We start from the raw sequence: 25,451 nt of genomic DNA, 5'->3' as shown, positions 1-25,451 counted from the left end.
TCGCTCCTGGGGTGATACGGACGTGGGGCCCGGAACAACGTTCCGGGCCCCACAATCGTACGTACGAGGTCAGGCCGCTCAGGCCTCGAAGACCTCGCGCACCAGCTGCTCCTGCTCCGCCTGGTGACGCTTCGCCGAGCCGACCGCCGGGGACGAGCCGTGCGGCCGCGAGATGCGGCGCAGACGCTCACCGTGCGGGACGTCGGCGCCGACCGCCAGGTCCAGGTGGTCGATCAGGTTGAGCGCGATGAAGGGCCATGCGCCCTGGTTCGCCGGCTCCTCCTGCGCCCACAGGTACTTCTCCGCGTTCGGGTACTTGGAGATCTCCGCCTGGAGCTCGGCACCCGGCAGCGGGTACAGGCGCTCGATGCGGATGATCGCCGTGTCCGTCACGCCGCGCTTCTGACGCTCGGCCTCGAGGTCGTAGTAGACCTTGCCCGCGCAGAAGACGACCTTGCGGACCGCGGACGGGTCCACCGAGCTGTCGCCGATGACGGGACGGAAGCCGCCCGTCGTGAACTCCTCCGCCTTCGACGCGGCGGCCTTGAGGCGCAGCATCGACTTTGGTGTGAAGACCACCAGCGGCTTGTGGTGCGGGTTGTGCACCTGCCACCGCAGGAGGTGGAAGTAGTTCGACGGGAGCGTCGGCATGGCGACCGTCATGTTGTTCTGCGCGCACAGCTGGAGGAAGCGCTCCGGGCGGGCGGACGAGTGGTCCGGTCCCTGGCCCTCGTAGCCGTGCGGCAGGAGCAGCGTGACGCCGGAGGTCTGGCCCCACTTCTGCTCGGCGGCCGAGATGTACTCGTCCACCACCGTCTGCGCGCCGTTGACGAAGTCGCCGAACTGCGCCTCCCACATCACGAGCGACTCGGGACGGGCCAGCGAGTAGCCGTACTCGAAGCCCATGACCGCGTACTCGGAGAGCAGGGAGTCGTAGACGTTGTAACGCGCCTGGTCGTCCGAGAGGTACAGCAGCGGGGTGAAGTCCTCGCCCGTCTCACGGTCGATCAGGACCGCGTGGCGCTGGCCGAACGTGCCGCGGCGCGAGTCCTGGCCCGAGAGGCGCACCGGGGTGCCCTCGAGGAGCAGGGAGCCGATGGCGAGCGTCTCGCCCATGCCCCAGTCGATCGTGCCGTCCTCGATCATCGCCGCGCGGCGCTGCAGCTGCGGCAGCAGACGCGGGTGGACGGTGACGCGGTCGGGGATGTTGACCTGAGACTCGGCGATCCGCTTCACGGTCTCCTGGGAGATCGCGGTGCTGACGGCGACCGGGAACTCGGCCTGCGGGTCGAGGGCCGGGACCGGCGCCGGGAGCGCGGTGGCCTCGCGGACCTCCGCGAACACCTTCTCCAGCTGGCCCTGGAAGTCCTGCAGCGCCTGCTCGGCCTCTTCGAGCGTGATGTCGCCGCGGCCGATGAGGGACTCGGTGTAGAGCTTGCGCACCGAGCGCTTCTTGTCGATCAGGTCGTACATCAGCGGCTGCGTGAACGCCGGGTTGTCCGACTCGTTGTGACCGCGGCGGCGGTAGCAGATCAGGTCGATGACGACGTCCTTGTTGAACGCCTGGCGGAACTCGAAGGCCAGTCGGGCAACGCGGACGACGGCCTCGGGGTCGTCGCCGTTCACGTGGAAGATCGGCGCCTCGATCATGCGGGCCACGTCCGTGGCGTACATGGAGGAGCGCGACGACTCCGGGGCGGCGGTGAAGCCGACCTGGTTGTTGATGACGATGTGGACCGTGCCGCCCGTGCGGTAGCCGCGCAGCTGCGACATGTTGAGCGTCTCGGCGACCACACCCTGGCCCGCGAAGGCCGCGTCACCGTGCAGGGCGACCGGCAGGACCGTGAAGTCCGTGCCGCCCTTGTTGATGATGTCCTGCTTGGCGCGGACGATGCCCTCGATGACCGGGTCGACCGTCTCCAGGTGGGACGGGTTCGCGGCCAGCGAGACCTTGATCTGCTCGCCGTCCAGGCCGGTGAAGGTGCCCTGGGCGCCCAGGTGGTACTTCACGTCGCCGGAGCCGTGCATCGACTTCGGGTCGAGGTTGCCCTCGAACTCGCGGAAGATCTGCGCGTACGACTTGCCGACGATGTTCGCCAGGACGTTCAGGCGGCCGCGGTGGGCCATGCCGATGACGACCTCGTCCAGGCGCGACTCGGCGGCGGAGTCGATGACCGCGTCGAGCAGCGGGATGACGGACTCGCCGCCCTCCAGGGAGAAGCGCTTCTGGCCGACGTACTTCGTCTGCAGGAACGTCTCGAACGCCTCGGCCGCGTTCAGCCGGCGCAGGATGCGCAGCTGCTCCTCGCGCTCCGGCTTGGTGTGCGGGCGCTCGACGCGGTCCTGGAGCCACTTGCGCTGCTTCGGGTCCTGGATGTGCATGTACTCGATGCCGGTGGTGCGGCAGTACGAGTCACGCAGGACGCCGAGGATGTCGCGCAGCTTCATCATCGACTTGCCGGCGAAGCCGCCGACCGCGAACTCGCGCTCCAGGTCCCACAGGGTGAGGCCGTGCTCGGCGATGTCCAGGTCGGGGTGCTTGCGCTGGCGGTACTCCAGCGGGTCGGTGTCGGCCATGACGTGGCCGCGGACCCGGAAGGAGTGGATCAGCTCGAAGACGCGGGCGGCCTTCGTGACGTCGTCGTCGTGCGAGGCGTCGATGTCCTTGAACCAGCGGACCGGCTCGTAGGGGATGCGCAGCGCCTTGAAGATCTCGTCGTAGAACTCGCCCTCACCGAGGAGGAGGTTCGCCACGACGCGCAGGAACTCGCCGGAGGCGGCGCCCTGGATGACCCGGTGGTCGTAGGTCGACGTGAGCGTCATGACCTTCGAGATGCCGAGCTTGTTCAGGGTGTCCTGGGACGTGCCCTGGAACTCCGCGGGGTAGTCCATCGAGCCGACGCCCATGATGACCGACTGTCCGGGCATCAGACGCGGCACGGAGTGGACGGTGCCGAGGCCGCCGGGGTTGGTCAGCGAGACCGTGACACCGGTGAAGTCGTCCATGCCGAGCTTGCCGTCGCGGGCGCGGCGGACGATGTCCTCGTAGGCCTGCCAGAACTCGAAGAAGTTCAGCGTCTCGGCCTTCTTGATGCCCGCGACGACCAGCTGGCGGTCGCCGTTGGGCTTCACCAGGTCGATGGCGAGGCCGAAGTTGATGTGCTCCGGCTTGACCAGCGTCGGCTTGCCGTCCTTCTCCGCGAAGGAGTGGTTCATCGACGGCATGGCCTTGATGGCCTGCACCATCGCGTAGCCGATGAGGTGGGTGAAGGAGATCTTCCCGCCCCGGGCGCGCTTCAGGTGGTTGTTGATGACGATGCGGTTGTCGAACAGCAGCTTCACCGGGACCGCGCGCACGGACGTCGCCGTGGGGACCTCGATGGAGGCGTTCATGTTCTTCGCGACGGCGGCGCTCGGGCCGCGCAGCGTCACGAACTCGGGGCCGCCGGCGGCCTCGGTCGCGGGCTGCGCCTTGGCGGGAGCAGGGGCCTTCACGGCAGCGGCGGCCGGCTTCGCGGGCGCCGCTGCGGCGGGCTTGGCCACCGGGGCGGCCGGAGCCGCCTGGACCGGAGCCGGAGCCGGAGCTGCGGCCGGAGCCGGGGCTGCCGGAGCGGCGGGTGCCGCGGCAGTGCCCGCAGCCCCCGCGGCTGCGGTACCGGCGGTGCCGGGACCGGAACCCTGTGCGGGGGCTCCGGTCGTCGGCTGGGCCGGGGCACCCGGCTTGTAGTCGGCGAAGAAGTCCCACCAGGCTCGGTCAACCGAATTCGGGTCCTGGAGGTACTGCTGATAGATCTCGTCGACGAGCCACTCATTGGGACCGAAAGCGGCGGCAGGGCTCTTGCCCTGCCCCTCTTGGTCGGTCGAGGTGCTCGAGTTACTGGGGGACTGTGGCGACACGGCGGTAACCGCCCTCTTCCGCTTCTCACAAGGTGATGGACAGCGGGAATAAAGGCTACGCCTCCAACACCGGGACTTGCAGACCGGGCCGGTCATCCGTCGCGTAAGTCACACCGGAAGCTGTGTTTCGACGCTGGAAATGGCGGGAAACAAGCGGGGTTCCGGTTCACCTTGGGTACGTCCTTGTACGAGTGCGGCCCATCGGCCCGCACCTCGTGACGAATGACACGGCGATCTTGTGCTTTCGGTTCGAACCCTACGTCAACTCTGAGCTCGGGGCAGGCCCGGAAGAGTGACCTGGATCCGGCAGCCGCGAGCCGATTCGGCCACGCCGATCCGGCCGCCGTGCAGGTCCACGGCCCACCGGGCGATGGCGAGGCCCAGACCGGTGCCGCCGTCGCTGCCGGGGCCGTGCGCGGCGCCCTTCACATGGCCGCCCCGGTTGAAGCGCTCGAATACGCGGTGCCACTCGGAGCGGGGGATGCCGGGGCCCTCGTCGAGGACCTCCAGATCGAGCGACTCCGGATAGAGGCCGCGCCGCGCCAGCACGGTCACGCGGCCGTGCGGCGGGCTGTGTTTCACGGCGTTGTCGATGAGGTTGGCCACGACCTGGTGGATCCGCTCGGGGTCCGCGTGCGCGGTCAGCTCGGGCGGCGACACGTCCAGGTGCAGATGCACGTCCGTGCGCGTGTGGGTGCCGGAGCCCGAGGCGATGCCGGCGCGCTGCGAGGCGACCATGTTGGCCTCCTTCAGGACGCCCGACAGATACGGCCACACCTCGAAGCGGCGCGCCTTGAGCGGGACCACGCCGTTGTCGAGCCGCGAGAGGTCGAGCAGCGTCTCGACCAGCCGCCCCAGGCGCTCGGTCTGTTTCAGGGCGGTGCGCATGGTCTCGGGGTCGGCGGCCGAGACCCCGTCCACGACGTTCTCCAGGACGGCGCGCAGGCCCGCGATCGGGGTGCGCAGCTCGTGCGAGACGTTCGCCACGAGCTCCTTGCGCTGCTGGTCCTGGGCCTCCAGGTCGTCGGCCATGCGGTTGATGGTCGCGGCCAGGTCGCCCAGCTCGTCGCGCCGGTCGGCGCCACGGACCCGGCGCGTGTAGTCGCCGTGCGAGATGGAGCGGGCGACCGTGTTCATCTCGTCGAGCGGCGCGGTCAGCGAGTGCGCCACGAACTGGGTGATGAGGAGCGTCGCGATGACCGAGAAGACCGTGATGAAACGGAGCTCGGTCTGGGTGCGGACGGCGACCATCAGCAGTCCGGTCGTGATGAACACCGAGACGACGACCAGCGTGCCGAGCTTGGTCTTGATGGAGAACGGCCGCAGACCGCCCTGCACCCAGTGGCCCGCGAGGGGCCGGGCGACCGGGGGAGCGCCGGGTGGGAGGCCCGGCGGCCCCGGCTCGTACCCGTCCGCGTCCCGTACGTCGGATGCGTCGCCGCTGCCGGTCATGGCGTCGGCGTCTCCAGCGCGTAGCCCACACCGTGGACGGTGCGGATCCGCTCGGCGCCGATCTTCCGGCGCAGCGCCTTGATGTGGCTGTCGACGGTCCGGGTGCCCGACGCGTCCGCCCAGTCCCACACCTCGGCGAGCAGCTGCTCACGCGAGAGGACGGCGCGGGGCGTGTTGGCCAGGCAGACCAGGAGGTCGAACTCCGTGGGCGTCAGGTGGACGTCCTCGGAGCGCACCCGCACCCGGCGCTGTGCGTGGTCGATCTCCAGCTCGCCGAGCCGCAGGATGCCGCTCCTGGGCGTGGCCGCCGCGAGCGCCGCGCGCTCGACCCTCCGCAGCAGGACGTGCACGCGCGCCGCGAGCTCCCGCATCGAGAAGGGCTTCGTCATGTAGTCGTCGGCACCCACGCCGAGCCCGACGAGCATGTCCGTCTCGTCGTCGCGCGCCGTGAGCATCATCACCGGCACCGGCCGCTGCGCCTGCACGCGGCGGCAGACCTCGAGCCCGTCGAAGCCGGGCAGCATGATGTCGAGGATCAGCAGGTCCGGCTGCCATGCCTCTGCCGTGTCGACCGCCGCCGGACCGTCCTGTGCCGTTTGCACGAGGAATCCCTCGGCACGCAGCCGCGCGGCGATGGCGTCGACGATCGTGGGGTCGTCCTCGACCACCAGGACCCGTCGCTGGGCACCCGGCGTCGCCGTGCTGCCGTTGTGGGAGGTGTGTGTCTGCTCCATCGCCCCGCCCCTGAATGCGCACATCCGTGTGCGCTTGACGCTTGAATGATCTGGGTTTCGGCAGTCAGCGTACGGGGAGTTACCGCGAGTCGGCTACGCAGGCCTGACCCCGAGATGTACGACGTCCGGAACGCCCCGGACAACCGGGATCTCTTCGGTGCGGACCGACCGGAATCCGGCATTCCGCAAGGTTCCTTCAAAATTTGCGGAGGGCTGTGCGGACCACACGGCAAGCACACCGCCAGGAGCGAGCCGCGCCCGGCAGGCCGCGAGGCCTACCGGTGAGTAGAGACTGTCATTACCCTCCGTCACTGTCCAGTCGGGTCCGTTGTCGATATCGAGACACAGTGCGTCGTACGTCTCGGCCGATTCCTGGATGTACGAGACAAGGTCCGCCTCCACAATCTCCGTGCGTGGATCGGCGAGCGCGGACCGTGACAACTCGGACAGCGGGCCCTCGCGATGCCAGTCGACGATCGCCGGCTCGCGCTCGACGACGGCGATGCGGCCCCAGCGGGAATTCGCAGCCGCGTGTGTGAGGGAGAATCCGACACCGAGCCCGCCGATGAGAATTCCGGGCGCCTGGCGGTCGTCGAGAGCGTCCAGCGCCGCGTCGACCAGGAGGCGCTCGGAGCGGCCGTCGGACGTGTCCATCAGGAAGCATCCATTGGCGATGATCTGGAGCAGCGCGCCGTGGCGCCGCAGTACGACCTCTCCGAACGGCCCTTCGCGCCGGTCGAGGACGACGGGGGCGGTGTGGTCGGCGTCGTACGGGATGGGGTACGAGGTGGACATGGCGTCCATCCTGCCGCAACCGGCTCGACGCCCGGCCGTCCCTGGCAAGGGAGTTGGGGCGCTCGTGTGCGGCCTGTGAGTCATGCCGCACGTGGCGTCGGTCATGGACAGCGCGGGTACGGGAGGCGAAAGCTGGGGCGGGCCGGAAGGGAAAGGATGCCGCAGGTGGAGCGTGGCGTGACGGTCGAGGCCGACGGGGCTGACGTTTCTTCGAGGGCTGGTTCTCCGTGCACGCTTTCTTCGGGGACGCTGCCCGAGGCTTCGCGGCCCCTGCTCGATGCCGTCCCGGCTCAGCCGGCGGCCTGTGGCATGGCGCCTGCCGCTGCCGGACCCGCGACCGGCGAGCGCATCCCGCCCGAGACCGCCGGCCCCCGGCGCCGGATGCGCCCCTGGCGGCTGCTGCCGACGCCCACGGGGACGCCGTTCACCTTCGCCTACGCCGCCGTGCTCGTCGGCACGTCCCTCTTCGCGCTGTTCGCCGATCCCGGCGTCGTCGCGTCCGCGCTGCGGGGTTCCAGCACCGACGCGGCGCACCTCGCGCACGCGCCCGTGTTCGTGCTGGTCGCCAGTGCGCTGTGGATCGCCGGCGGGATCACGTCCCCGTTCGCGATCGGCTTCCTGGTCGTCCTCACGGCGCTGGAACGCCGGATCGGCGGCCGGCGCACCGCCGGTGTCTTCGTCCTCGGTCACACCGTGGCGACGCTCGCCACCGAGGTGCCCGTCGGGCTCTCCGTGATGGCCGGGCACCTGCCCGAGAGCTCGCTGCACCGCCTCGACTACGGGATCAGTTTCGGCGTGGCCGCGAGCATCGGGGCGCTCGCCGGTCTCCTCACGCCCTGGCTGCGCTGGGCCGTGCTCGCCGTCGTCGGCGGGATGCTGGTCGAGGACCTCGTCGAGTTCGCGGACCCGATGACGAGCTGGGGTCACCTCATGGCATTGGCCATCGGCGTCGGGACCTGGCCGCTGGTGCGCCGGTGGCGCCGCGCGCCGGGACCGTCCGCGGCCTGACGCGTCACCCGTCCCCCGGTCGGCCCATGGTCGTACACGTCACACACCCCCTCTGAGCTGTGGCTTTCCCCTGCCCATCCACTGATCGCCGAGAGCGAACAGCGCCTGGGGAACATTCGGAGGCTCACGTGCATTGAGTCGGCATAGCTCAACTTGACTGCTTAAGGGGAGATCATGGCATCGACGTCCACACCGCTCACCCTGCCCGTGCTGCCGCTCGACGACGAGGTCGTGCTGCCCGGAATGGTGGTGCCCCTGGACCTCAACGACAACGACGTACGCGCCGCGGTGGAGGCCGCTCAGGCAGCGGCCCGTTCCAGCGGATCTGTGGGCGGCAGCAAGCCGAAGGTGCTTCTTGTTCCCCGGATCGACGGCACGTACGCGAACACCGGCGTGCTCGGCACCGTCGAGCAGGTGGGCCGGCTCGCCGACGGCGACCCCGGCGCCCTGATCCGTGGCCGCAGCCGCGTACGGATCGGCGCGGGCACGACCGGCCCCGGCGCCGCCCTGTGGGTGGAGGGCCTCGCGGTCGAGGAGAGCGTGCCGGAGCCGCTGCCCGGCTCCGTGACCGAGCTGGTCACCGAATACAAGGCACTCGCCACGAACTGGCTGAAGAAGCGCGGCGCCTGGCAGGTCGTGGACCGCGTCCAGCAGATCGACGACGTCTCCGCGCTCGCCGACAACTCCGGCTACTCGCCCTTCCTGAGCACGCCGCAGAAGGTGGAGCTTCTGGAGACGGCCGACCCGGTCGCCCGGCTCAAGGTGGCCACCGAGCAGCTGCGCGAGCACCTCGCCGAGCAGGACGTGGCCGAGTCCATCGCCAAGGACGTGCAGGAAGGCGTCGACAAGCAGCAGCGCGAGTTCCTGCTGCGGCGCCAGCTGGACGCCGTGCGCAAGGAGCTGCGCGAGCTGAACGGCGAGACGGAGGGTGAGGAGTCCGACGACTACCGCACGCGGGTCGAGGCCGCCGACCTTCCCGAGAAGGTCCGTGAGGCCGCGCTCAAGGAGGTCGAGAAGCTGGAGCGGTCCAGTGACCAGTCCCCCGAGGGCTCGTGGATCCGCACCTGGCTCGACACCGTGCTCGAACTGCCGTGGAACGAGCGCACCGAGGACGAGTACGACATCCAGGGCGCCCAGCGCGTTCTCGACGCCGAGCACTCCGGCCTCGAGGACGTGAAGGAGCGCATCACCGAGTACCTGGCCGTGCGCAAGCGGCGTTCCGAGCGCGGGCTCGGCGTCGTCGGCGGGCGCAGGGGCGGCGCGGTACTCGCGCTCGTCGGCCCGCCCGGCGTCGGCAAGACCTCGCTCGGCGAGTCCGTGGCGCACGCCATGGGCCGCAAGTTCGTCCGCGTCGCCCTCGGCGGCGTACGGGACGAGGCGGAGATCCGCGGACACCGGCGTACGTACGTGGGTGCCCTGCCGGGCCGGATCGTGCGCGCGATCAAGGAGGCCGGGTCGATGAACCCGGTCGTGCTGCTCGACGAGATCGACAAGGTGGGGTCCGACTTCCGGGGCGACCCGGCGGCCGCCCTGCTCGAAGTCCTCGACCCGGCGCAGAACCACACGTTCCGCGACCACTACCTGGAGGTCGAACTCGACCTCAGCGACGTCGTGTTCCTCGCGACGGCCAACGTCCTGGAGGCCATCCCGGAGGCCCTGCTCGACCGTATGGAGCTGGTCCGCCTCGACGGCTACACCGAGGACGAGAAGGTCGTCATCGCCCGCGACCACCTGCTCCCGCGCCAGCTGGAGCGGGCCGGTCTGGACCAGGACGAGGTCACCCTCGGCGAGAGCGCGCTGCGCAAGCTCGCGGGGGAGTACACGCGGGAAGCCGGCGTGCGCAACCTGGAGCGGTCCGTCGCACGGCTGCTGAGGAAGGTCGCGGCCCAGCACGAACTGGGCGAGCGCGAGCTGCCGTTCACCGTCGAGGACACCGACCTGCGGAGCCTCATCGGGCGCCCGCACCACGTGCCCGAGGCGGCGCAGGACCCGGCCGAGCGTCGTACGGCGGTGCCGGGCGTGGCCACCGGACTGGCGGTCACCGGAGCGGGCGGCGACGTCCTCTACGTGGAGGCGTCCCTCGCCGACCCGGAGACGGGCGCGGCCGGCCTGACCCTGACCGGTCAGCTCGGTGACGTGATGAAGGAGTCGGCGCAGATCGCGCTCTCCTTCCTGCGCTCGCACGGCGCCGAACTGGAGCTGCCCGTCGCCGACCTGAAGGACCGGGGCGTGCACATCCACTTCCCGGCGGGCGCGGTGCCGAAGGACGGTCCGAGCGCGGGTGTCACCATGACGACCGCTCTCGCGTCGCTGCTCAGCGGGCGCCAGGTCCGTACGGATGTGGCGATGACCGGTGAGGTGTCGCTGACCGGGCGCGTGCTGCCGATCGGTGGCGTCAAGCAGAAGCTGCTCGCCGCGCACCGGGCCGGCATCACCACGGTCGTCATCCCGAAGCGGAACGAGGCGGATCTGGACGACGTCCCCGCCGAGGTCCTGGAGAAGCTGGATGTGCACCCGGTGACGGATGTGCGGCAGGTGCTCGAACTGGCACTGGCTCCGGCCGCGGTGGAGGTTCCGGTGGCGGCGTGACGGACGCTGCCGGATGACGAAGGCCCGAGCCCTCTTGGGGGCTCGGGCCTTCCGCGTGTGCCCGGTGCGGACGGGCCCCAGTTGATAGGCAGCCGGCCGCGCAGTGCCGCCTGCACCCCGCCTGGAACCTGGTCTCCGCGTTCAGCACCGCCGTCAGCCGGGGGTGATGCGCCGGCGCACCGTGTGCCGCCGACGCAGGTACGTGCGTGCTGTGGCTCGACGGACCACCGGCTGCACGAACCTCGTGGAGCGGGACCGCCCGGGCGGGCAGCTGCTGACCGCCCTCGCAGGAGCGGCCGGACCCCTGGGGGAGGCCGGCCGCTCTCCGCTCGCTCAGCCGTTGGCCAGTGCCTGCAGCCGGTCGTAGGCGCCGTTGAACTTGCTGTGGTCGCCGACCGTCGGGCCGGACGACGTGTACTGCCACATCGTGTAGAAGCCCCAGCCGGCCGGGAGCGCGCCCGGGTCGGTGTTGTAGCGCGCGATCCAGAGCGGGTTGGTCGCCCCGAACGCGCTGGAGTTGCCGGTGCACTCGGTCCACCAGCTCGTCGCCGTGTAGATCACGGCGTCGCGTCCGGTGCGGGCCTTGTACTGGTTCAGGAAGTCGCGGATCCAGCTGACCATTCCGGCCGCGGTCTTGCCGTAGCAGGACGCGCCGTACGGGTTCCACTCGATGTCGAGCGCGCCCGGCAGGGTCCTGCCGTCCCGGGACCAGCCGCCCCCGTGGTCCACGAAGTAGTTGGCCTGGGCGGCGCCGGTCGTCGTGTCCGGGGTCGCGAAGTGGTACGCGCCGCGGATCATGCCGACGTCGTAGGAGCCGTTGTACTGCTGGGCGAAGTACGGGTTCGTGTAGTACGTGCCTTCCGTGGCCTTGACGTAGGCCCACTTCACGCCGCTGTTCCAGAGCGTCGACCAGGCCACGTTGCCGTTGTGGCTGCTGGTGTCCACGCCCTCGGTCTGGACGGCCTTGTCGCCGGTGGGCAGGCCGCCTTGACCGTCGTGCTCGGCGACGCCCATGCCCATCGTGGCGGAGCCACGGGCGGGGACGTCGGCGGCCTGGGCCGCGGTGGGCAGGGTGAACAGCAGCGAGAGCGCTGCGAGGATGACTCCGGCCGCCGGGAAGCGCCTGAGGCGCGGGCGGCGGACGGTTCCGGATCTGTGCACGGGCATTGCGTGCCTCCGAAGGCCTCGTTGAGCTTCTGTGAGCTCGGTGGGGGGACCTTTCGACATGTCACTGGTGTGGACATGTCACCAATGAAGCTACGCACGTAGACCGCCGGGAGGGAAGGGGGCCCGGATGCTGCCGTTGGTCTACTCCTGCGAAATACTGGCGGAGCTGCGGCAATGGCCGCGAATGGCGGAAACTTTCAGAAACGGGAAACCCTGACATGGGTGCTGACGTGCACGAGGACGGGAACGGCGCGCGGCCGGGCGCCGAATTCGACGCGACGGAGAGTGGTGTGGACCACGAATTCTTGTCCTTGGAAAGGGAGTTGACGGTCTTCCTCAGGCGAGCCCGCGCGTCCTCCGGCGAGATGGCGCGCGCCGTCCACCCGGACCTCGAACCCGCCGCCTACGGACTGCTCGCGCGCCTGGAGGAGTGCGGCCGGCAGCGGGCCACCGAACTCGCCGCGTACGTCGGCGTCGGCAAGGCCACCATGAGCCGGCAGCTGCGGGCCCTGGAGGACCTCGGTCTCGTCGCGCGCGAGCCCGACCCCGCCGACGGCCGCGCCTGGCTCGTCCACCTCACCGACGAGGGCCGCGCCAACTTCCGGCAGGTCCGCGACGCCCGCCGTGCCACGTACGTACGCCAGCTCGCGGGCTGGGACCGCAGCGAGGTGGCGGAACTGGCTCGCCTGCTCCACCAGTTGAACGCCGGCGCCGAGAGCTAGGCCCTACAGCTCCACGTACACCGCCGTCGCGTCGTCGTGGGTCTTGCTGCGCCGCAGGAAGACCCGGTCCCTCTCGTCCGCGTTCTCCAGGGCACGTACGCGCGCGACCACCGCCTCGGCGCCCTCCTTGCGCACGAGCGCGAACAGGTCCGCCCAGTCGCCCTCGCGGAACTTCTCGGCCCAGCGCGTGACTCCGTCGGTCAGTGCCACGAGCGTGCGCGCCCGCGCGCGGGGGAGTTCACCCGTGACCGCTCGGGCGGCGACCGAGGGGTCGGCGGCGGCCGTGAAGAAGCCGCCCTCCTTGTTGCGCACGGTCGCGTCGGCCACCTCGTCCGTGACGAGAGAGGAGCGCGGCACGCGGTCGAGCCGGTCGTCCACCAGTGCCGTGACCGATCCGGACGCGTCCTCGACCAACAACACCGAGTCGGACAGCACCAGATACTCGACACGCTCCGCGTCCCACCGTGCCAGGACCACGGTTGCCTGAGGCGTACGCGGGTGAGAAAGGTCACAAGTTTGCTCATGGGCGTCGGCGGTGCGGCGGATTGCCTCGGCGAGGACGGCGGGCAACGTCATATCCCGCCGCGAAACGGACAGTTCACCCAGCGCGCCGCCCAGCCGGGCCGTGAACCAGGGGACGGAATGCAGACAGCCGCTCTCGCCCCGGGGTGGTGTGACCCCGTCCAGGACCACCAGCGTTCCCCCCTGTCCGGAGGCGGGTACGGCCGCCGAGGCGAAGTCCTCGTTGGGCCGGTCGGGGTTTCCGGGCTCCGTCGCGAGTTCGATGCGCATCAGGCCAGTCTGCACGAGGCCTTCACAAGAGGCCCGTTGAGCCGGGAGTTGAGCCGCATCGGCAGGTCAGACGCCTGGTTTCGACCGGAATGATCAACTCCGCCGGGGAGTGGCGGGGCATCTTGCCAAAGCCTGTGAGAGACGTCCAACCGGCGCCCCGTTCGGGCCCCGTGCCCATGCCACCGGGACTTGCTCCCCAACTCCCGCTCGATGTTCACTCCTTCGGGTGGCTGGCTAGGTGATGCGCGACCACTGCTCACCGGCACTGGAATGGTCTGGAGCCATACCAGGGGGCGCGCGTGTTGACAGATCGTCACCCGGGCCCATGGGTAGACGAGTCAGGAATGCGAGCACCGGTGCGGAAGATGCGGCCTCGACGCAAGGGCAAGCAAGCGGCCTCCGAAGCGGACGAGGGGCGCACGACGGTTCCCGCAGGAGCCGCCGCGCACGCCCCGGCGGGCACCCCCGCCGACCCCGGAGGACGACGCACCGCGCGGGTGCGCAACCGGCTCATCATCGCCGTAGCGGTCGTCGCCGCGGCGATCGCCGGTTCTGCGGCACCCGCCCTCATGGCCGCGTCCGGGCAGGTCAGCGACTCGCAGGAGCTCGTCGACCTCGCGGCACGGACCCAGCAGACCGTCACGCTCTCCCACTCCCTGGCCGACGAGCGCGACGAGGTCACCGCCTTCATCGCAGCCGGGCGGCCCAAGGGACAGGGGCTCTCCGAGAGCCGCAGCGCCCGTGTCGACCGGCAGCTCGAAGAGCTCCGCACCGACGCCCCGGCCCCCCTGCAACGCGACCTCGCCGGCATCGCGGCCGTCCGCCGGGCCGCGCTCACCGGCAAGGGCAGCGCCCTCGAGGCGCACAAGGCGTACTCCGGCGCGATCAACGAGCTGCACAGCACGGCCGAGCAGCTCGCCGAGAGCACCCCGCCCCGCGCGGGCTCCGGAGCGCACGCCTTCGCCGACCTCGACCGGGCCGTCGAGCAGGCCTCCGCCGCGCGCGGGCTCCTGCTCGCCGCGTTCGCCGTACCCCGTACCGACCAGACGTCCACGGTCATCGACCCGGTCACCGGACTCCCGAAGACGGTCGTCTCCCAGGACTCCGCCGACGGCAAGCAGCGCGACGCCCTGAGCGCCGCCGCCCAGCAGGCCCACGTACGCGAACAGGCCGCGCTCGCCGACTTCGAGGACGCCGCCCCGGCCGCGTCCGTCGCCTCCTACGGCGCCACGGTCACCGGGCCCGACGTCACCAAGGCCGACACGTACCTGGCCGCCCTCACGGACGAGCCCACGCTGTCCGCCGACGACCTCGCCGCCAGCCCCAAGAACATCGACGCCGCGCTCTCCGCCCGTATCGACCTGATGCGCGGCGCCGAGTCGTCCCTCTACGACCGGCGCACCAAGGACCTCTCCCTGCTGCGCGACGACGACGTCACCGCGCTCGAGGTCCGTATCGCGCTGGCCGGTCTGTGTCTGCTCGTCGCCGTCGGCGTCTCGATGGCCATGGCCCGCACGCTGACCAGGCCGCTCGCGGTGCTCCGCCTCGGCTCGGCCCGGCTCGCCGCGGACCCGGCGAGCGAGGAGCCGGTCAAGTTCACCGGTCGCAACGACGAGTTCGCCCAGGTCGTACGGTCCGTCAACGCACTGCACGCGCACGCACTCGGCCTCCACGAGCGCCTCACCACGCTCGAGGCCGACCGCAAGCACCTGATCGGCCAGCGCGCGACCATGGCCGACGAGCGCGAGAAGCTGCGCGCCGAACTCGCCTCGGCCGCGGGGCACCTGGACCGGGTCCGGCACAGCATCCACGGCACGTTCGTGAACCTCGCCCTGCGCACCCTCGGCCTCGTGGAGCGCCAGCTCGGCGTCATCGAGAACCTGGAGGAGCGCGAGCAGGACCCCGAGCGCCTCGCGACCCTCTTCAAGCTCGACCACTTCGCCACCGTCATGCGGCGGCACAGCGAGAACCTCCTCGTCCTCGCCGGCGCCGAGCACGGCCACGGAAACCCCGGCGCCGTCCCGCTGGTCGACGTCGTGCGCGCCGCGGTCAGCGAGATCGAGCGCTACGAGCGGGTCAGGATCTCCGCGCTCCCGCCGCACGCGCACCTCGCCGGGTTCGCCGCCGACGACCTCAGCCACCTCGTCGCCGAAGTGCTGGAGAACGCCACCTCGTTCTCGCCGCCCGACGCCTCCGTCGAGGTGTCCGGCTGGCTCCTGGAGAGCGGCGAGGTCATGCTCTCCGTCCAGGACGAGGGCATCGGCATGACCGACGAGCGGATGAAGGAGCTCAACGCCCGCCTCGCCGCCTTCGCGGACCACGAGATGTTCGACCCCGAGGACGGTGACGGACTCGGCCTCGGCCTGTACGTCGTGGCCCGCCTCGCCGCGCGCCACGGCGTGCGGGTGCAGCTGCGCGAGCAGAAGCAGGGCGGGATCGCCGTCGTCATCGTGCTGCCCAGGGCGCTCCTCGCGGCGGCCCCCGCGGCAGCCGCGCCCCCGCGGGTCCCGGTGGCCGGCGCCGCGCCCGCCGTGCATCTGCCCGGATCCGAGGCCGAGGCCAACTCCAATGTCCTGAGCAGCCGTTCCAAGGACGGCCACGACCCGCTGATCGCCGCGGCGGAGCACGCCGTGCGGGAAGCGGGGACGGACGCCGAAGCGCCGCGGGAGCCCGAGGCGGACTTCGAACCGCAGCCCATGGAGCCCACGGTCCCGGTCGAGTCGCCCGCCGAGACGACCATGACCCTGACCGCGCCGATCCCGGCCGTCGACCCGGAGCCGGTACGCGCCGTCGCCCCGGAACCCGTACCGGCGGCGGCCCCCGAGCCCGCGCCGCGGCCCCTGCACCTCGACGACGAGCCCGCGCACGAGCGGGTCGCCGACGAGACGGGCACCGCGGAGACCAGCGGCACCCGGGGCCTGCCCACCCGGCCCAAGGCCGACACGCCTCCCGCCCCCGAGGCGGCGGGCGAGCCCGTGATCCCCTCGGCCCGCACCCCCCAGCGGGAGCGCGTCACGGACAAGGGCCTGCCCAAGAGGACCCCCAAGATCTCGGCCCCCGCGCCCGCCGCGGCGCCGCGCACCGGATCCGTCGACGCCGACGCCCTGCGCCGCCGCCTCGGCGGATTCCACCAGGGCGCCAACAAAGGCCGGCGGGACGTCGAGGCCGAGATCGGCGGAACGGATCCGTCCGCAGAACCCAAGGGGGACACAGTCGAGGAGGCAAGCAGTTGACTGCGCCCAGTCGCACGCCGAGTGCGTCCACCCCTGGATTCGGACTCAGCACCGAAGCCCGCAACCTGCACTGGCTGCTGACCAATCTGGTGGAGGAGGTGCCAGGGCTCCTCTCGGTCGCGGTCGTCTCCTCCGACGGGCTGCTCCTGCTCTCCTCCGACCCCGGCAGGAACAGTGAGCGCCCTGCCGACCACAGCGGCGGACCCAAGGGTTCCAGCGCCGACCTGGCCACGATCGTGTCCGGCGTCGGCAGCCTCACCATCGGCGCCGCCAAGCTGATGGACGGCGGCAGCGTCAAGCAGACCATGGTCGCGATGGAGGAAGGCAGCCTCTTCGTCATGTCCATCAGCGACGGCTCACTGCTCGGCGTGCACGCCACCCCGGACTGCGACATGAGCGTCGTCGCCTATCACATGGCGCTCTTCGTCGGCCGTGCCGGGCACGTCCTCACGCCCGAACTCCGCAGTGAACTGCGCCAGTCGATGGAGAACGCCAAGTGAGCAGCAGCATCACGAATCTCAGTACCGGCGGCCCGAAACTTCCCACCCGGGGCGGCGACCGCAAGCCGGCCCGGGTGCGCCCCTACTCGCTCACCGGCGGCCGCACCCGCTTCGGCCATGTGCTGCTCGTCGAGACGTTCGTCGCCGCGCTCGAAGCGCCCGAGGAACGCCTCGAGATAGGCCAGGGCACGCTCTCGACACGGATCATGCCGGAGATGCGGGCGATCGTGGAGCTGTGCCGCCGCATGCGCACGGTCGCCGAGATCGCCGCGCTCCTGAAAATGCCCCTCGGCGTGGTCCGCGTACTGCTCAGCGACCTCGCCGACCAGGGAAAGATCCGCGTTTACGGAACCGGCCACGGCCCGGGCCAGCCGGACCGCGCACTGCTTGAAAGGGTGCTGAGTGGACTCCGTCGTCTCTGAAGGCGTCACCGAGGGCGTCACGCCCGCCTTCGTACCTGCCCAGCCGTCGTCCGGCCGTGATGCCATCGCCTTCGAGCCCCAGGAGGAGCTCCAGGCCTGGCAGACGGACCGCACCCGCGCCCCGATCGCCACGAAGATAGTGGTGGCCGGCGGCTTCGGCGTCGGCAAGACCACACTCGTCACCGCCGTCTCGGAGATCCAGCCCCTCCAGACGGAGGCGCTGATGACCCAGGCGAGCGAGGAGACCGACGACCTCACCGCCACCCCCGACAAGACCACGACCACGGTCGCCATGGACTTCGGGCGGATCACGCTCGACGACGACCTGGTGCTCTACCTCTTCGGCACGCCGGGGCAGCAGCGCTTCTGGTTCATGTGGGACGACCTGGTGCGCGGCGCGATCGGCGCGGTCGTGCTCGCCGACACCCGGCGGCTGTCCGACTGCTTCCCGGCCCTCGACTACTTCGAGAGCTGCGGGCTCCCGTACGTCGTCGCCGTCAACCACTTCGACGGCTCCGACGAGTTCGCCGCCGCCGACGTGCGCGAGGCCCTGACGGTGCCGCCGCACATCCCTGTCCTCATCATGGACGCGCGGCAGCGCATCTCGGTCGTCGAGACCCTCCTGGCCCTCGTCGGCCACGCGCTCGACGCCACCCCCGAATAGCCACCACCCCTCAGCAGTAGAAGAGGCACCCGCATGCGGAAGATACTCGTCGTCGGAGCCGGCCAGTCCGGTCTCCAGCTCGCCCTCGGCCTCCAGTCGAACGGGTACGAGGTCACCCTGATGTCCAACCGCACCGCGGACGAGATCCGGTCCGGCCGGGTCATGTCCACGCAGTGCATGTTCGACACGGCGCTCCAGCACGAGCGCGATCTCCAGGTGAACTTCTGGGAGTCCCAGGCCCCCAGGATCGAGGGCCTCGGCGTCTCCGTCGCAGCCCCCGGCTCCTTCGACCCGGGCCCCTCGCAGCGCGCCATCGACTGGGTGGGCAAGCTCGACGGCTACGCGCAGTCCGTCGACCAGCGCGTGAAGATGGCCGGCTGGATGGAGACGTTCGCGCAGCGCGGCGGGCAGCTCGTCATCCACGGCGCCGCGGTCTCCGACCTCGACTACTTCGCCCGCACCTACGACCTGGTACTCGTCTCCGCCGGCAAGGGTGAGCTGGTCTCGATGTTCGGCCGCGACGCCTCGCGTTCCCCGTACGCCGAGCCGCAGCGCGCGCTGGCCGTCGCGTACGTGCACGGCATGGGCCCCCGCCCCGAGCACCCGGACTTCGACGCGGTGCGCTGCAACCTGGTGCCCGGCGTCGGCGAGCTGTTCGTGATGCCGACCCTCACCACCTCGGGCCGCGCGGACATCCTGTTCTGGGAGGGCATCCCCGGTGGTCCGCTGGACGCCTTCAAGGGCGTCAAGGATCCCTCGGAGCACCTGGCCCTCACCCTGGAGCTGATGGAGAAGTTCACGCCCTGGGAGTACGCGCGCGCCACGAAGGTCGAGCTGACCGACGCCAACGCGACCCTCGCCGGCCGTTACGCGCCGACCGTCCGCAACCCGATCGGGCGGCTGCCCGGCGGCGGCGCGGTCCTCGGTGTCGCCGACGTCGTCGTCGCCAACGACCCGATCACGGGCCAGGGTTCGAACTCGGCCTCCAAGTGCGCCGCCTCGTACCTCGACTCCATCGTCGAGCACGGCGACAAGCCGTTCGACGAGGAGTGGATGCAGTCCACCTTCGACCGCTACTGGGACACCGCGCAGCACGTCGTGAAGTGGACCAACGCGATGCTGGGCGTCCCGCCGGAGCACGTCCTCAACCTGATCGGCGCCGCCGGCCAGCTCCAGCCGGTCGCCGACCGCTTCGCGAACGGCTTCAACAACCCGGCCGACTTCGAGAACTTCTTCTATGAGCCGGAGAAGACGAACGCCTACCTGGCCTCCGTCTCCGGCTGATCCGCGGTGGGGCGCGCACCGGTCAGCCGGTGGGCGCCCCCGCGGCGCTGTATCCGGTGTCGTCGCTGCCCGTCGCGCTCTCGGGCAGCTCCGGCGGGGTGTAGTCCTTCATCGACGTGGCGCCCTGATCGGGGCGGACGGCGCCGAGCAGCGGGTTGGCCGCGATCGGCGACACCTTGACCTTCGCGCCCGGCCGCGGCGCCTGCACCACCATGCCGTCGCCCAGGTACATCGCCACGTGCGTGGCCTCGGGGAAGTACACGACGAGGTCCCCGGGCCGCAGCTCGTTCAGCGGGACGCGGGGCAGTCGTGCCCACTGCTCCTGCGACGTGCGGGGGATGTTCTCGCCCGCGTGCTCCCACGCCTTTGACGTGAGCCCCGAGCAGTCGAACGCCGCGGGCCCTTCCGCGCCCCACACGTACGGCTTCCCGATCTGTTGCACCGCGTACGCGAGTGCCGCGTCCCCGGCCCGCGACGGCGCCCGCCGCGAGCTGAGCGCTCCCGACGCCATGAACGTCTTCTGGGCCTTCGCCATCCCCGTGTCCTCCAGGCGGGTCAGCTCGGCGAGCTGGTCCGGGCTGAGCGAGGCGAGCAGCTTCTCGACGTCCTTGAGGCGGGCCCGGACCGCGTCCCGGTCCTTCTTCTGCCGGTCCGAGAGCCGGGTCTGCTCGGCGAGCGCCTTGCGTGCCTGGGCCGCCAGGTCGTCGGCGCGCTTCTCGCCGCCGACGAGCCGCTCCACGGTCGCGATGCGCTCCTGGGCCACGCGCCGGATCACATGGCCCTGGTCGAGGGCGTGCTGCGGGTCGCGGGCGAGGAGCAGGCGCACGTAGGGGGAGAAGTTGCTGCTGCCCTGGTACTGCTCGCGGGCGAGGCGGCCTGCCGCGTCGCGGCTGTCGTGGAGCGAGGTGCGGGCTGTGGACAGCTTGCGGGCCAGGTCACCGGCCGTCGTCCGACGTTTTTTGAGCTTCTCCGCGGTCGCGTTGTACGTCTCGGTGGCCTTCTCGGCCTCCCGGTAAAGACGCTGAAGATCCGTCAGAAGTGTGGCGACGGACTTGCTGCCGGCCGCCGGAAGGGGGCCGGGGGTCGGTGCGGTTGCGGCGGTCGCGGGTCCCGGCGCCGCGAGCATCGAGGCCACTGTCGCGGCACAGGCCCACCGCAGAAGGCTTCCTGACACGTCATCACCTCCGGTGCGGGGCGGCCCGTCCGTCCCGCACCGAGAGCATTGACACGTCCGCCTGCACGCGCGCCGCCTGCTGGGCGGTTCGGCCCAAGGACCTCACCCGGCCGGGGGACTCCACGAAGGCGATCCACGAAGGTGATCTACGAAGTCGACTGCTGTGGGCGCGGTTTGGACCAGGGCCACCGGGGCCCGCTGTCGTCGCGTCCCGAGGGGTCGTACTCGTACTTCCAGCGGCGGGTGAACCGGATCCTGCCGGGGACCATCGGCACCCGGCGGTAGATGAGCACCGTGCCCGCGGAGCCGTCGGGGCCCGGCACGGGGATGCGGTACACCTTCGGCGGATGCCCCGTGGGCCCGAGCAGCACAGGCAGCACCCGCCCGTCCATGGGCCCGCCGACGAACGGCGTCTCTTCGCTCTTCACGGCACCAGTGTCACTGTTTCTTGCGAGGAAGCCCCGGCGTTCACGCCGGGGAGGAGGATTCAGAACAGGTGTGCCGCGTCGCTCACCACGGGCAGCACCAGGCGCGCCAGCCGGCCCACGGGCCCGTCCGGCGTCTCCAGGGCGAGCGCGTGCCGCACCGCCCCGGCGGTCTGCGGGTCGCGGCCCGCCGTCGCCGTGAGGACCGCCATGAACTGGTCGACGAGCCCGTCGCGCAGCTCGTCAAGCGGCGGCTTCTTGTCCTCGTCGAGCCAGATCAGCGACGCCGCCTCCACCGCCGTGATCCACATACGTACGGTCATCCGCAACCGGGGACCCGGGTCCGCCACGGCGAGATGGCTCAGGATGTGCTCGGCCGCCGCCCTGCGCACGCCGTCCACGATCGACGTCGTGCGCGACGTCTCCACGACGCTGCCGCCCTGGAGCAGGGCGGCGAACCCCATGTCGTGCTGGTCCACGAACCCGAGGTAGCGGTCGAGCGCCCGCGTGAGCCGGCCGCTCAGCGGTCCTTCCTGCGGCTCCGCGAAGCACTTCTCCAGCTCGTCGGCCGCGGAGCGCAGCGCGGCCTCGTACAACTGCTGCTTGCCGCCGGGGAAGTACCGGTAGACGAGCGGCCGTGAGACACCGGCCGCCTCCGCCACGTCGTCGAGGGACACCTCCTCGGGTGCCCGGTGCGCGAAGAGGGACAGCGCGGCGACGAGGAGCTGACTGCGACGCTCCTCGACGCTGAGCCGTCGGTACGCGCGGGTGCCGGGTGCCGAGGTCATGTTCCGCAGCGTAACCGGCTTTTCGTGCGGAGGTCCTGTGCGGAGGCGCTCCGCACGGTCCCGGGCGCAGTCCTAGGCGAGCAGCCCGGACGACTTCCACAGCCTGCGTCCGACGCCCCGCATGACCCCGATGTCGTCCAGGAAGTCGGTCAGGCGCTTGGCGCCGGTCTGCATGATCTCGCGGCGGTGGCCGCTGGCCTTGACCTGCGCCAGGGCCTCCTTCGGATCGAGCCCGGCCCGTTCGTAGGCCGCCGGGTTGTGGAACGCCGTGTAGATCACGCGGGCCGCCTCGCCGCACACGATCCGGGTGTACGCCGCCTCGGCCGGGCCGCACTTCACCATCTGTCGGCGCAGTTCCTCACGGGCGTAGCGCACGTGCCGAGCCTCCTCGATGACGTGGATGCGGGTGATGCCGCGCACCAGCGGCTGGACGCGCTCGTCCGGGAAGGTCATACGCTGCATCCAGTCGATGATCTCCTCGCCGAGCAGCGTGGCCGCGAAGGATCCCGGCGTCGTGGAGATCGTCTTGAGCACGCGCCCCAGGTTGTGGTGGACGCGCGGCATGGGGAAACTCTCGCCGACGCTCCGCTTGATCATGCGGGCGAACATCATGGAGTGCCGGCACTCGTCGGCGATCTCCGTGAGGGCGTAGCGCACATGGCTGCTGGTCAGCGACTTGTCGTAGATGTGCCGTACGAGGAGCTGCATCAGGATGATCTCGAACCAGACGCCCATGGACGCCATCGAGGCGGCCTCGTACTTGGAGAGCTCGATGCGCTGCTCCTGCGGCATCCGCTTCCACATGGGGGTGTCGTAGAGCGAGCAGAGCTCCGGAGGCCAGTACCACATGCCCTCGACGTCGGGGGCGTCCCAGTCCAGTTCCTTGTCCGGGTCGAAGGAGTGCTTGGCGGAGGAGTCGAGCAGGCGCTCGGCCACCTGTTCGCGGTCCTTGAGCAGCCCGAGCGCGTCGCGCAGACCCTCGAACGCGTCGGCTTCCGTCACGGTCGTCATGGCTGTCCCACCTCGTCGTACGGGAAACGGGCGCCGCGGCACAGGAGTTACCGGCGGTCACGTCTTATGAGACTGCTTGTCAGCAAGGCCGTCAATCCCTTGCGCGCGACTTGTTGACCCGGTGTCCGCGAGCGTGTGAGCCTGCTTGTATGTCGACGCATGAGCTGTACACCAGGGCGCCCGAGGAGCTCAACTGGGACATACCGGCGGCCGGTGCGGCAAGACTCAGCTGGGAGTACGACGAGGGCAGGGACCGCCTCCTCGCGCTCTACCAGAAGGGCAAGGACAAGCAGTGGGACGGCGCCAAGCGCATCGACTGGGATCTCGAGGTCGACCCCCACAACCCGCTCGGCACCCCCGACGAGGCGCTCACCCTCTACGGCACCCGGCACTGGGCGAAGATGACGGACCGGGACAAGGGCGAGCTGCGCAAGCACTACGCGTCCTGGCAGTTCAGCCAGTTCCTGCACGGTGAGCAGGGCGCGATGGTGTGCGCCGCCCGCATCGTCGAGTCCGTCCCCGACATGGACGCCAAGTTCTACTCGGCGACCCAGACCATGGACGAGGCCCGGCACGCGGAGATCTTCGGCCGCTTCCTGCACGAGAAGATCGGGATGCTGTACCCGATCAACGACAACCTCCAGTCGCTCCTCGGTGACACCCTGCGCGACTCCCGCTGGGACATGCCCTACCTCGGCATGCAGGTCCTCATCGAGGGCCTGGCGCTCGCCGCGTTCGGCATGATCCGCGACACCACGGACAAGCCGCTGCCCCAGCAGATCCTGGCGTACGTGATGCAGGACGAGGCCCGCCATGTGGCCTTCGGGCGGATGGCCCTGCGCGACTACTACAAGCAGCTCACCGACGCCGAACTGCGCGAGCGCGAGGAGTTCGTCATCGAGGGCTGCTACCTGATGCGCGACCGGCTGCGCGGCGTCGAGGTCCTGGAGAACTTCGGCATCTCCAAGGCGGAGGCCGAGGAGTACAGCGAGCAGTCCGAGTTCCTGGCCCTCTTCCGTCAGCTGCTCTTCTCCCGGATCGTGCCCTGCGTCAAGGACATCGGCCTGTGGGGCAAGCGCCTCCAGCAGGCGTACGTCGACATGGGCGTCTTCGAGATGGGCAACTCGAACCTCGACCAGCTGATGGCCCAGGACGAGGAGATCGCCGAGAAGCTCGACGCGGAACGCTTCGCGGCGGAGGAACTGGAGCGTGTCGCGGAGGTGGAGTCGACGATCGGGGAGGGCGCGCAGCTCCCCTAGGGCACGCCCGGGGGGTTCGTGGTGTCCGGGGCGTGTGGGCATGTCACCCGCATGCAGTAGTTTGCTGACGTGTCCACGCCTCAGCCGCCCCAGCCCAACCCGTACGGCCAGCAGCCCCCGGCCGCGCCCTACGGCCAGCCCGGTCCGTACGGCCCGCCGCAGCAGCCCGGCCAGCCCGGTCCTTACGGTCAGCCGGGCCAGCCGGGTCCCTACGGTCAGCCGGCCCAGCCCGGCCCGTACGCCCAGCAGCCCTACCCGGGCGGTGCCCCCTACCCCGGATGGGGCGGTGCCCCCATGGGCCCGCCGCCCAAGAAGCGGCGGGTCGGGATGATCCTCGGCATCGTCGGCGGCGCGCTCGCCGTCGTCGTCATCGGGATCGTCGCGGTCGCCATGCTCGGCTCGGAGGTCGACAAGAGCTTTCCGAAGGCCGAGTACAAGCTGACCATCCCGAAGACCGTCCTCGACGGGAGGTACACCCTCACCCAGGACCTGTCCGGCACCCAGGGCAAGCAGATCGAGGACGAGGCGGACGGCGCCTGGGACGCGCGCGACACCAAGGCGGCCGTCGGCCAGTACGCCGCGACCGACCCCGCCAAGAAGAACGCGGGTGTGGTGATCTCCGGCATGTACGGCCGGTTCAAGAACACCGACCTCGCCCGCAAGAACATGATGCAGGGCGCCGCCAAGAGCGACGGCGCCGAAGTCGCCGTGCCCGCCAAGGACTTCAAGCCGGCCGGCTCCGACGTCACCATCACCTGCCAGGTGCTCACCAAGCAGCAGGCGACCATCCCGATGTGCGCCTGGGCCGACGGGAACACGGGCGCCACCGTCGCCGAGATCACCCCCGAGATCGCCCTTCAGGACCCCTCCGACGTGGACCTCGACGCGGCGGCCGCGACCGCGGCGAAGATCCGCTCGGAGATCAGGAAGCCGATCGGCTGACGGACTCCGGCTCAGGCGCCGGCTCACGCTCCGGCTCGGGGCCGGTGCCGCCTGCCGGGAACGCCGTACGCAGATTGAACGCGTACGGCGTCGGGCCGTGCGCCCGCAGATGGACCAGGCGCTCCTCCGCCTCCTCGAGGGTGGGCCGGTGCCCGGCCGGCACCCACCACAGGGCGGTCACCGCCTCGTCGAGACGCTCGAAGAACTCCCGTCGGCGGGCGAGCAGTTCACGGTGCCGGCCCTGGTACATGAACGCCGTCAGCGCGTTCGTGTCCCGCCACACCGACATGTTCACGAGCAGCCACGCGTCGTCGAAGACGCGGAAGCTCGTCGCGTCCCCGCTGTCGTCCTTCAGGCGCCACACGAACCCGTCCGACGCGTCGGCGACGGCGTTCACCGGATCGAGTCCCTCCGCGAAGTCCCTCAGCTGCTGCGAGTCGAGCGGGGCGGTCAGGCGGCCGATGTTCACCTGGGCGAGTTCGTGGCGAGTCCCGTTTTCCGTCGTCTTCGCAGTCCCGTTGTCAGTCATGGACTGCACGATAGGCAGGGGGCGCGGCGCCGTAGAGGGCCATTTCACCTGTTGGTATCAGGGG

Annotated in this window: 21 protein-coding genes; 10 read left to right on the top strand and 11 right to left on the bottom strand. The window is 70.6% G+C overall.

Annotated features, from left to right (window positions below):
* Positions 1 to 78 precede the first annotated feature (78 nt).
* From OG758_RS19605 to OG758_RS19590, 4 genes are all read right to left on the bottom strand, one after another.
* On the bottom strand, positions 79 to 3,897 hold the full coding sequence (locus OG758_RS19605; RefSeq protein WP_326711207.1) for a multifunctional oxoglutarate decarboxylase/oxoglutarate dehydrogenase thiamine pyrophosphate-binding subunit/dihydrolipoyllysine-residue succinyltransferase subunit: 3,819 nt from the start codon (positions 3,895 to 3,897) through the stop codon (positions 79 to 81).
* A gap of 261 nt (positions 3,898 to 4,158) precedes the next feature.
* On the bottom strand, positions 4,159 to 5,349 hold the full coding sequence (locus OG758_RS19600) for a HAMP domain-containing sensor histidine kinase (RefSeq protein ID WP_326711206.1): 1,191 nt from the start codon (positions 5,347 to 5,349) through the stop codon (positions 4,159 to 4,161).
* Entirely contained in the window at positions 5,346 to 6,083 is a 738-nt protein-coding gene (locus tag OG758_RS19595) for a response regulator transcription factor (RefSeq protein WP_116510033.1), read from the bottom strand. The genes OG758_RS19600 and OG758_RS19595 overlap by 4 nt, the downstream gene beginning before the upstream one ends.
* A 93-nt stretch (positions 6,084 to 6,176) precedes the next feature.
* Positions 6,177 to 6,878: a spermidine synthase gene (locus OG758_RS19590; protein WP_326711205.1), complete on the bottom strand. Its 702-nt coding sequence runs from the start codon at positions 6,876 to 6,878 to the stop codon at positions 6,177 to 6,179.
* A 309-nt stretch (positions 6,879 to 7,187) separates the two neighbouring features.
* Here OG758_RS19590 and OG758_RS19585 point away from each other — a divergent pair, with 309 nt between their 5' ends.
* The gene (locus tag OG758_RS19585) at positions 7,188 to 7,886 is read left to right on the top strand and encodes a rhomboid-like protein (protein WP_382060851.1); all 699 of its coding nucleotides are present in this window, start codon (positions 7,188 to 7,190) and stop codon (positions 7,884 to 7,886) included.
* 174 nt (positions 7,887 to 8,060) lie between these two features.
* Entirely contained in the window at positions 8,061 to 10,475 is a 2,415-nt protein-coding gene (gene lon, locus OG758_RS19580; RefSeq protein WP_326711203.1) for an endopeptidase La, read from the top strand.
* Positions 10,476 to 10,808: 333 nt separating this feature from the next.
* Here the strand turns inward: lon and OG758_RS19575 are convergent, their stop codons facing one another.
* Positions 10,809 to 11,642, bottom strand: a complete 834-nt coding sequence (locus OG758_RS19575; RefSeq protein WP_326711202.1) for a lysozyme — start codon at positions 11,640 to 11,642, stop codon at positions 10,809 to 10,811.
* 218 nt (positions 11,643 to 11,860) lie between these two features.
* Between OG758_RS19575 and OG758_RS19570 the strand changes: the two genes are divergently transcribed.
* Complete coding sequence (locus OG758_RS19570; RefSeq protein ID WP_227297195.1) at positions 11,861 to 12,364, top strand: MarR family winged helix-turn-helix transcriptional regulator; 504 nt, start codon at positions 11,861 to 11,863, stop codon at positions 12,362 to 12,364.
* A 3-nt stretch (positions 12,365 to 12,367) separates the two neighbouring features.
* Here OG758_RS19570 and OG758_RS19565 read toward each other — a convergent pair whose 3' ends face one another.
* The gene (locus tag OG758_RS19565; RefSeq protein ID WP_326711201.1) at positions 12,368 to 13,156 is read right to left on the bottom strand and encodes a protein phosphatase 2C domain-containing protein; all 789 of its coding nucleotides are present in this window, start codon (positions 13,154 to 13,156) and stop codon (positions 12,368 to 12,370) included.
* 356 nt (positions 13,157 to 13,512) lie between these two features.
* On the opposite strand from OG758_RS19565, the gene OG758_RS19560 reads away from it, so the two are divergent.
* The 5 genes from OG758_RS19560 to OG758_RS19540 are packed head-to-tail and all read left to right on the top strand — an operon-like array spanning position 13,513 to position 19,259.
* Positions 13,513 to 16,389: a nitrate- and nitrite sensing domain-containing protein gene (locus tag OG758_RS19560; protein WP_405656678.1), complete on the top strand. Its 2,877-nt coding sequence runs from the start codon at positions 13,513 to 13,515 to the stop codon at positions 16,387 to 16,389.
* Entirely contained in the window at positions 16,386 to 16,889 is a 504-nt protein-coding gene (locus OG758_RS19555) for a roadblock/LC7 domain-containing protein (RefSeq protein WP_116510014.1), read from the top strand. Before OG758_RS19560 ends, OG758_RS19555 begins: the two co-directional genes overlap by 4 nt.
* The gene (locus tag OG758_RS19550) at positions 16,886 to 17,311 is read left to right on the top strand and encodes a DUF742 domain-containing protein (RefSeq protein ID WP_240654277.1); all 426 of its coding nucleotides are present in this window, start codon (positions 16,886 to 16,888) and stop codon (positions 17,309 to 17,311) included. Before OG758_RS19555 ends, OG758_RS19550 begins: the two co-directional genes overlap by 4 nt.
* Entirely contained in the window at positions 17,292 to 17,975 is a 684-nt protein-coding gene (locus tag OG758_RS19545; protein WP_326711199.1) for a GTP-binding protein, read from the top strand. The genes OG758_RS19550 and OG758_RS19545 overlap by 20 nt, the downstream gene beginning before the upstream one ends.
* A gap of 33 nt (positions 17,976 to 18,008) precedes the next feature.
* The gene (locus OG758_RS19540; protein ID WP_326711198.1) at positions 18,009 to 19,259 is read left to right on the top strand and encodes a styrene monooxygenase/indole monooxygenase family protein; all 1,251 of its coding nucleotides are present in this window, start codon (positions 18,009 to 18,011) and stop codon (positions 19,257 to 19,259) included.
* Between the two features lie 22 nt (positions 19,260 to 19,281).
* Here the strand turns inward: OG758_RS19540 and OG758_RS19535 are convergent, their stop codons facing one another.
* The 4 genes from OG758_RS19535 to OG758_RS19520 all read right to left on the bottom strand — a co-directional run bounded on the left by OG758_RS19535 (position 19,282) and on the right by OG758_RS19520 (position 22,657).
* Positions 19,282 to 20,433 (bottom strand): C40 family peptidase, encoded by a 1,152-nt coding sequence (locus OG758_RS19535; RefSeq protein WP_326711197.1) that lies wholly within the window; start codon positions 20,431 to 20,433, stop codon positions 19,282 to 19,284.
* 146 nt (positions 20,434 to 20,579) lie between these two features.
* Positions 20,580 to 20,861, bottom strand: a complete 282-nt coding sequence (locus OG758_RS19530) for a hypothetical protein (RefSeq protein WP_326711196.1) — start codon at positions 20,859 to 20,861, stop codon at positions 20,580 to 20,582.
* Positions 20,862 to 20,920: 59 nt separating this feature from the next.
* Positions 20,921 to 21,646, bottom strand: a complete 726-nt coding sequence (locus tag OG758_RS19525; protein ID WP_266560167.1) for a TetR/AcrR family transcriptional regulator — start codon at positions 21,644 to 21,646, stop codon at positions 20,921 to 20,923.
* 72 nt (positions 21,647 to 21,718) lie between these two features.
* Entirely contained in the window at positions 21,719 to 22,657 is a 939-nt protein-coding gene (locus OG758_RS19520) for an AurF N-oxygenase family protein (RefSeq protein WP_266560165.1), read from the bottom strand.
* 149 nt (positions 22,658 to 22,806) lie between these two features.
* On the opposite strand from OG758_RS19520, the gene OG758_RS19515 reads away from it, so the two are divergent.
* Complete coding sequence (locus OG758_RS19515) at positions 22,807 to 23,916, top strand: ferritin-like domain-containing protein (protein ID WP_326711195.1); 1,110 nt, start codon at positions 22,807 to 22,809, stop codon at positions 23,914 to 23,916.
* A 69-nt stretch (positions 23,917 to 23,985) separates the two neighbouring features.
* Positions 23,986 to 24,858, top strand: a complete 873-nt coding sequence (locus OG758_RS19510) for a hypothetical protein (protein WP_326711194.1) — start codon at positions 23,986 to 23,988, stop codon at positions 24,856 to 24,858.
* Here OG758_RS19510 and OG758_RS19505 read toward each other — a convergent pair.
* A complete protein-coding gene (locus OG758_RS19505) occupies positions 24,839 to 25,387 on the bottom strand; it encodes a DUF3291 domain-containing protein (protein WP_326711193.1) in 549 nt (182 codons plus the stop codon). The two genes, OG758_RS19510 and OG758_RS19505, sit on opposite strands and share 20 nt — an antisense overlap.
* Positions 25,388 to 25,451: the final 64 nt, after the last annotated feature.

It is taken from the genome of Streptomyces sp. NBC_01474, assembly GCF_035918215.1.
Lineage (GTDB): Bacteria > Actinomycetota > Actinomycetes > Streptomycetales > Streptomycetaceae > Streptomyces > Streptomyces aureus.
The sequence above is the reverse complement of the archived record's forward strand: the minus strand, read 5'-3'. Positions and strand labels throughout refer to the sequence as shown.

Excerpts from the sequence above, each read along its gene's own strand:
- OG758_RS19600 (WP_326711206.1), bottom strand. The coding sequence starts at position 5,349 with ATGACCGGCAGCGGCGACGCATCCGACGTACGGGACGCGGACGGGTAC.
- OG758_RS19595 (WP_116510033.1), bottom strand. The coding sequence starts at position 6,083 with ATGGAGCAGACACACACCTCCCACAACGGCAGCACGGCGACGCCGGGT.
- OG758_RS19590 (WP_326711205.1), bottom strand. The coding sequence starts at position 6,878 with ATGTCCACCTCGTACCCCATCCCGTACGACGCCGACCACACCGCCCCC.
- OG758_RS19585 (WP_382060851.1), top strand. The coding sequence starts at position 7,188 with ATGGCGCCTGCCGCTGCCGGACCCGCGACCGGCGAGCGCATCCCGCCC.
- lon (WP_326711203.1), top strand. The coding sequence starts at position 8,061 with ATGGCATCGACGTCCACACCGCTCACCCTGCCCGTGCTGCCGCTCGAC.
- OG758_RS19575 (WP_326711202.1), bottom strand. The coding sequence starts at position 11,642 with ATGCCCGTGCACAGATCCGGAACCGTCCGCCGCCCGCGCCTCAGGCGC.
- OG758_RS19570 (WP_227297195.1), top strand. The coding sequence starts at position 11,861 with ATGGGTGCTGACGTGCACGAGGACGGGAACGGCGCGCGGCCGGGCGCC.
- OG758_RS19565 (WP_326711201.1), bottom strand. The coding sequence starts at position 13,156 with ATGCGCATCGAACTCGCGACGGAGCCCGGAAACCCCGACCGGCCCAAC.
- OG758_RS19540 (WP_326711198.1), top strand. The coding sequence starts at position 18,009 with ATGCGGAAGATACTCGTCGTCGGAGCCGGCCAGTCCGGTCTCCAGCTC.
- OG758_RS19525 (WP_266560167.1), bottom strand. The coding sequence starts at position 21,646 with ATGACCTCGGCACCCGGCACCCGCGCGTACCGACGGCTCAGCGTCGAG.
- OG758_RS19520 (WP_266560165.1), bottom strand. The coding sequence starts at position 22,657 with ATGACGACCGTGACGGAAGCCGACGCGTTCGAGGGTCTGCGCGACGCG.
- OG758_RS19515 (WP_326711195.1), top strand. The coding sequence starts at position 22,807 with ATGTCGACGCATGAGCTGTACACCAGGGCGCCCGAGGAGCTCAACTGG.
- OG758_RS19505 (WP_326711193.1), bottom strand. The coding sequence starts at position 25,387 with ATGACTGACAACGGGACTGCGAAGACGACGGAAAACGGGACTCGCCAC.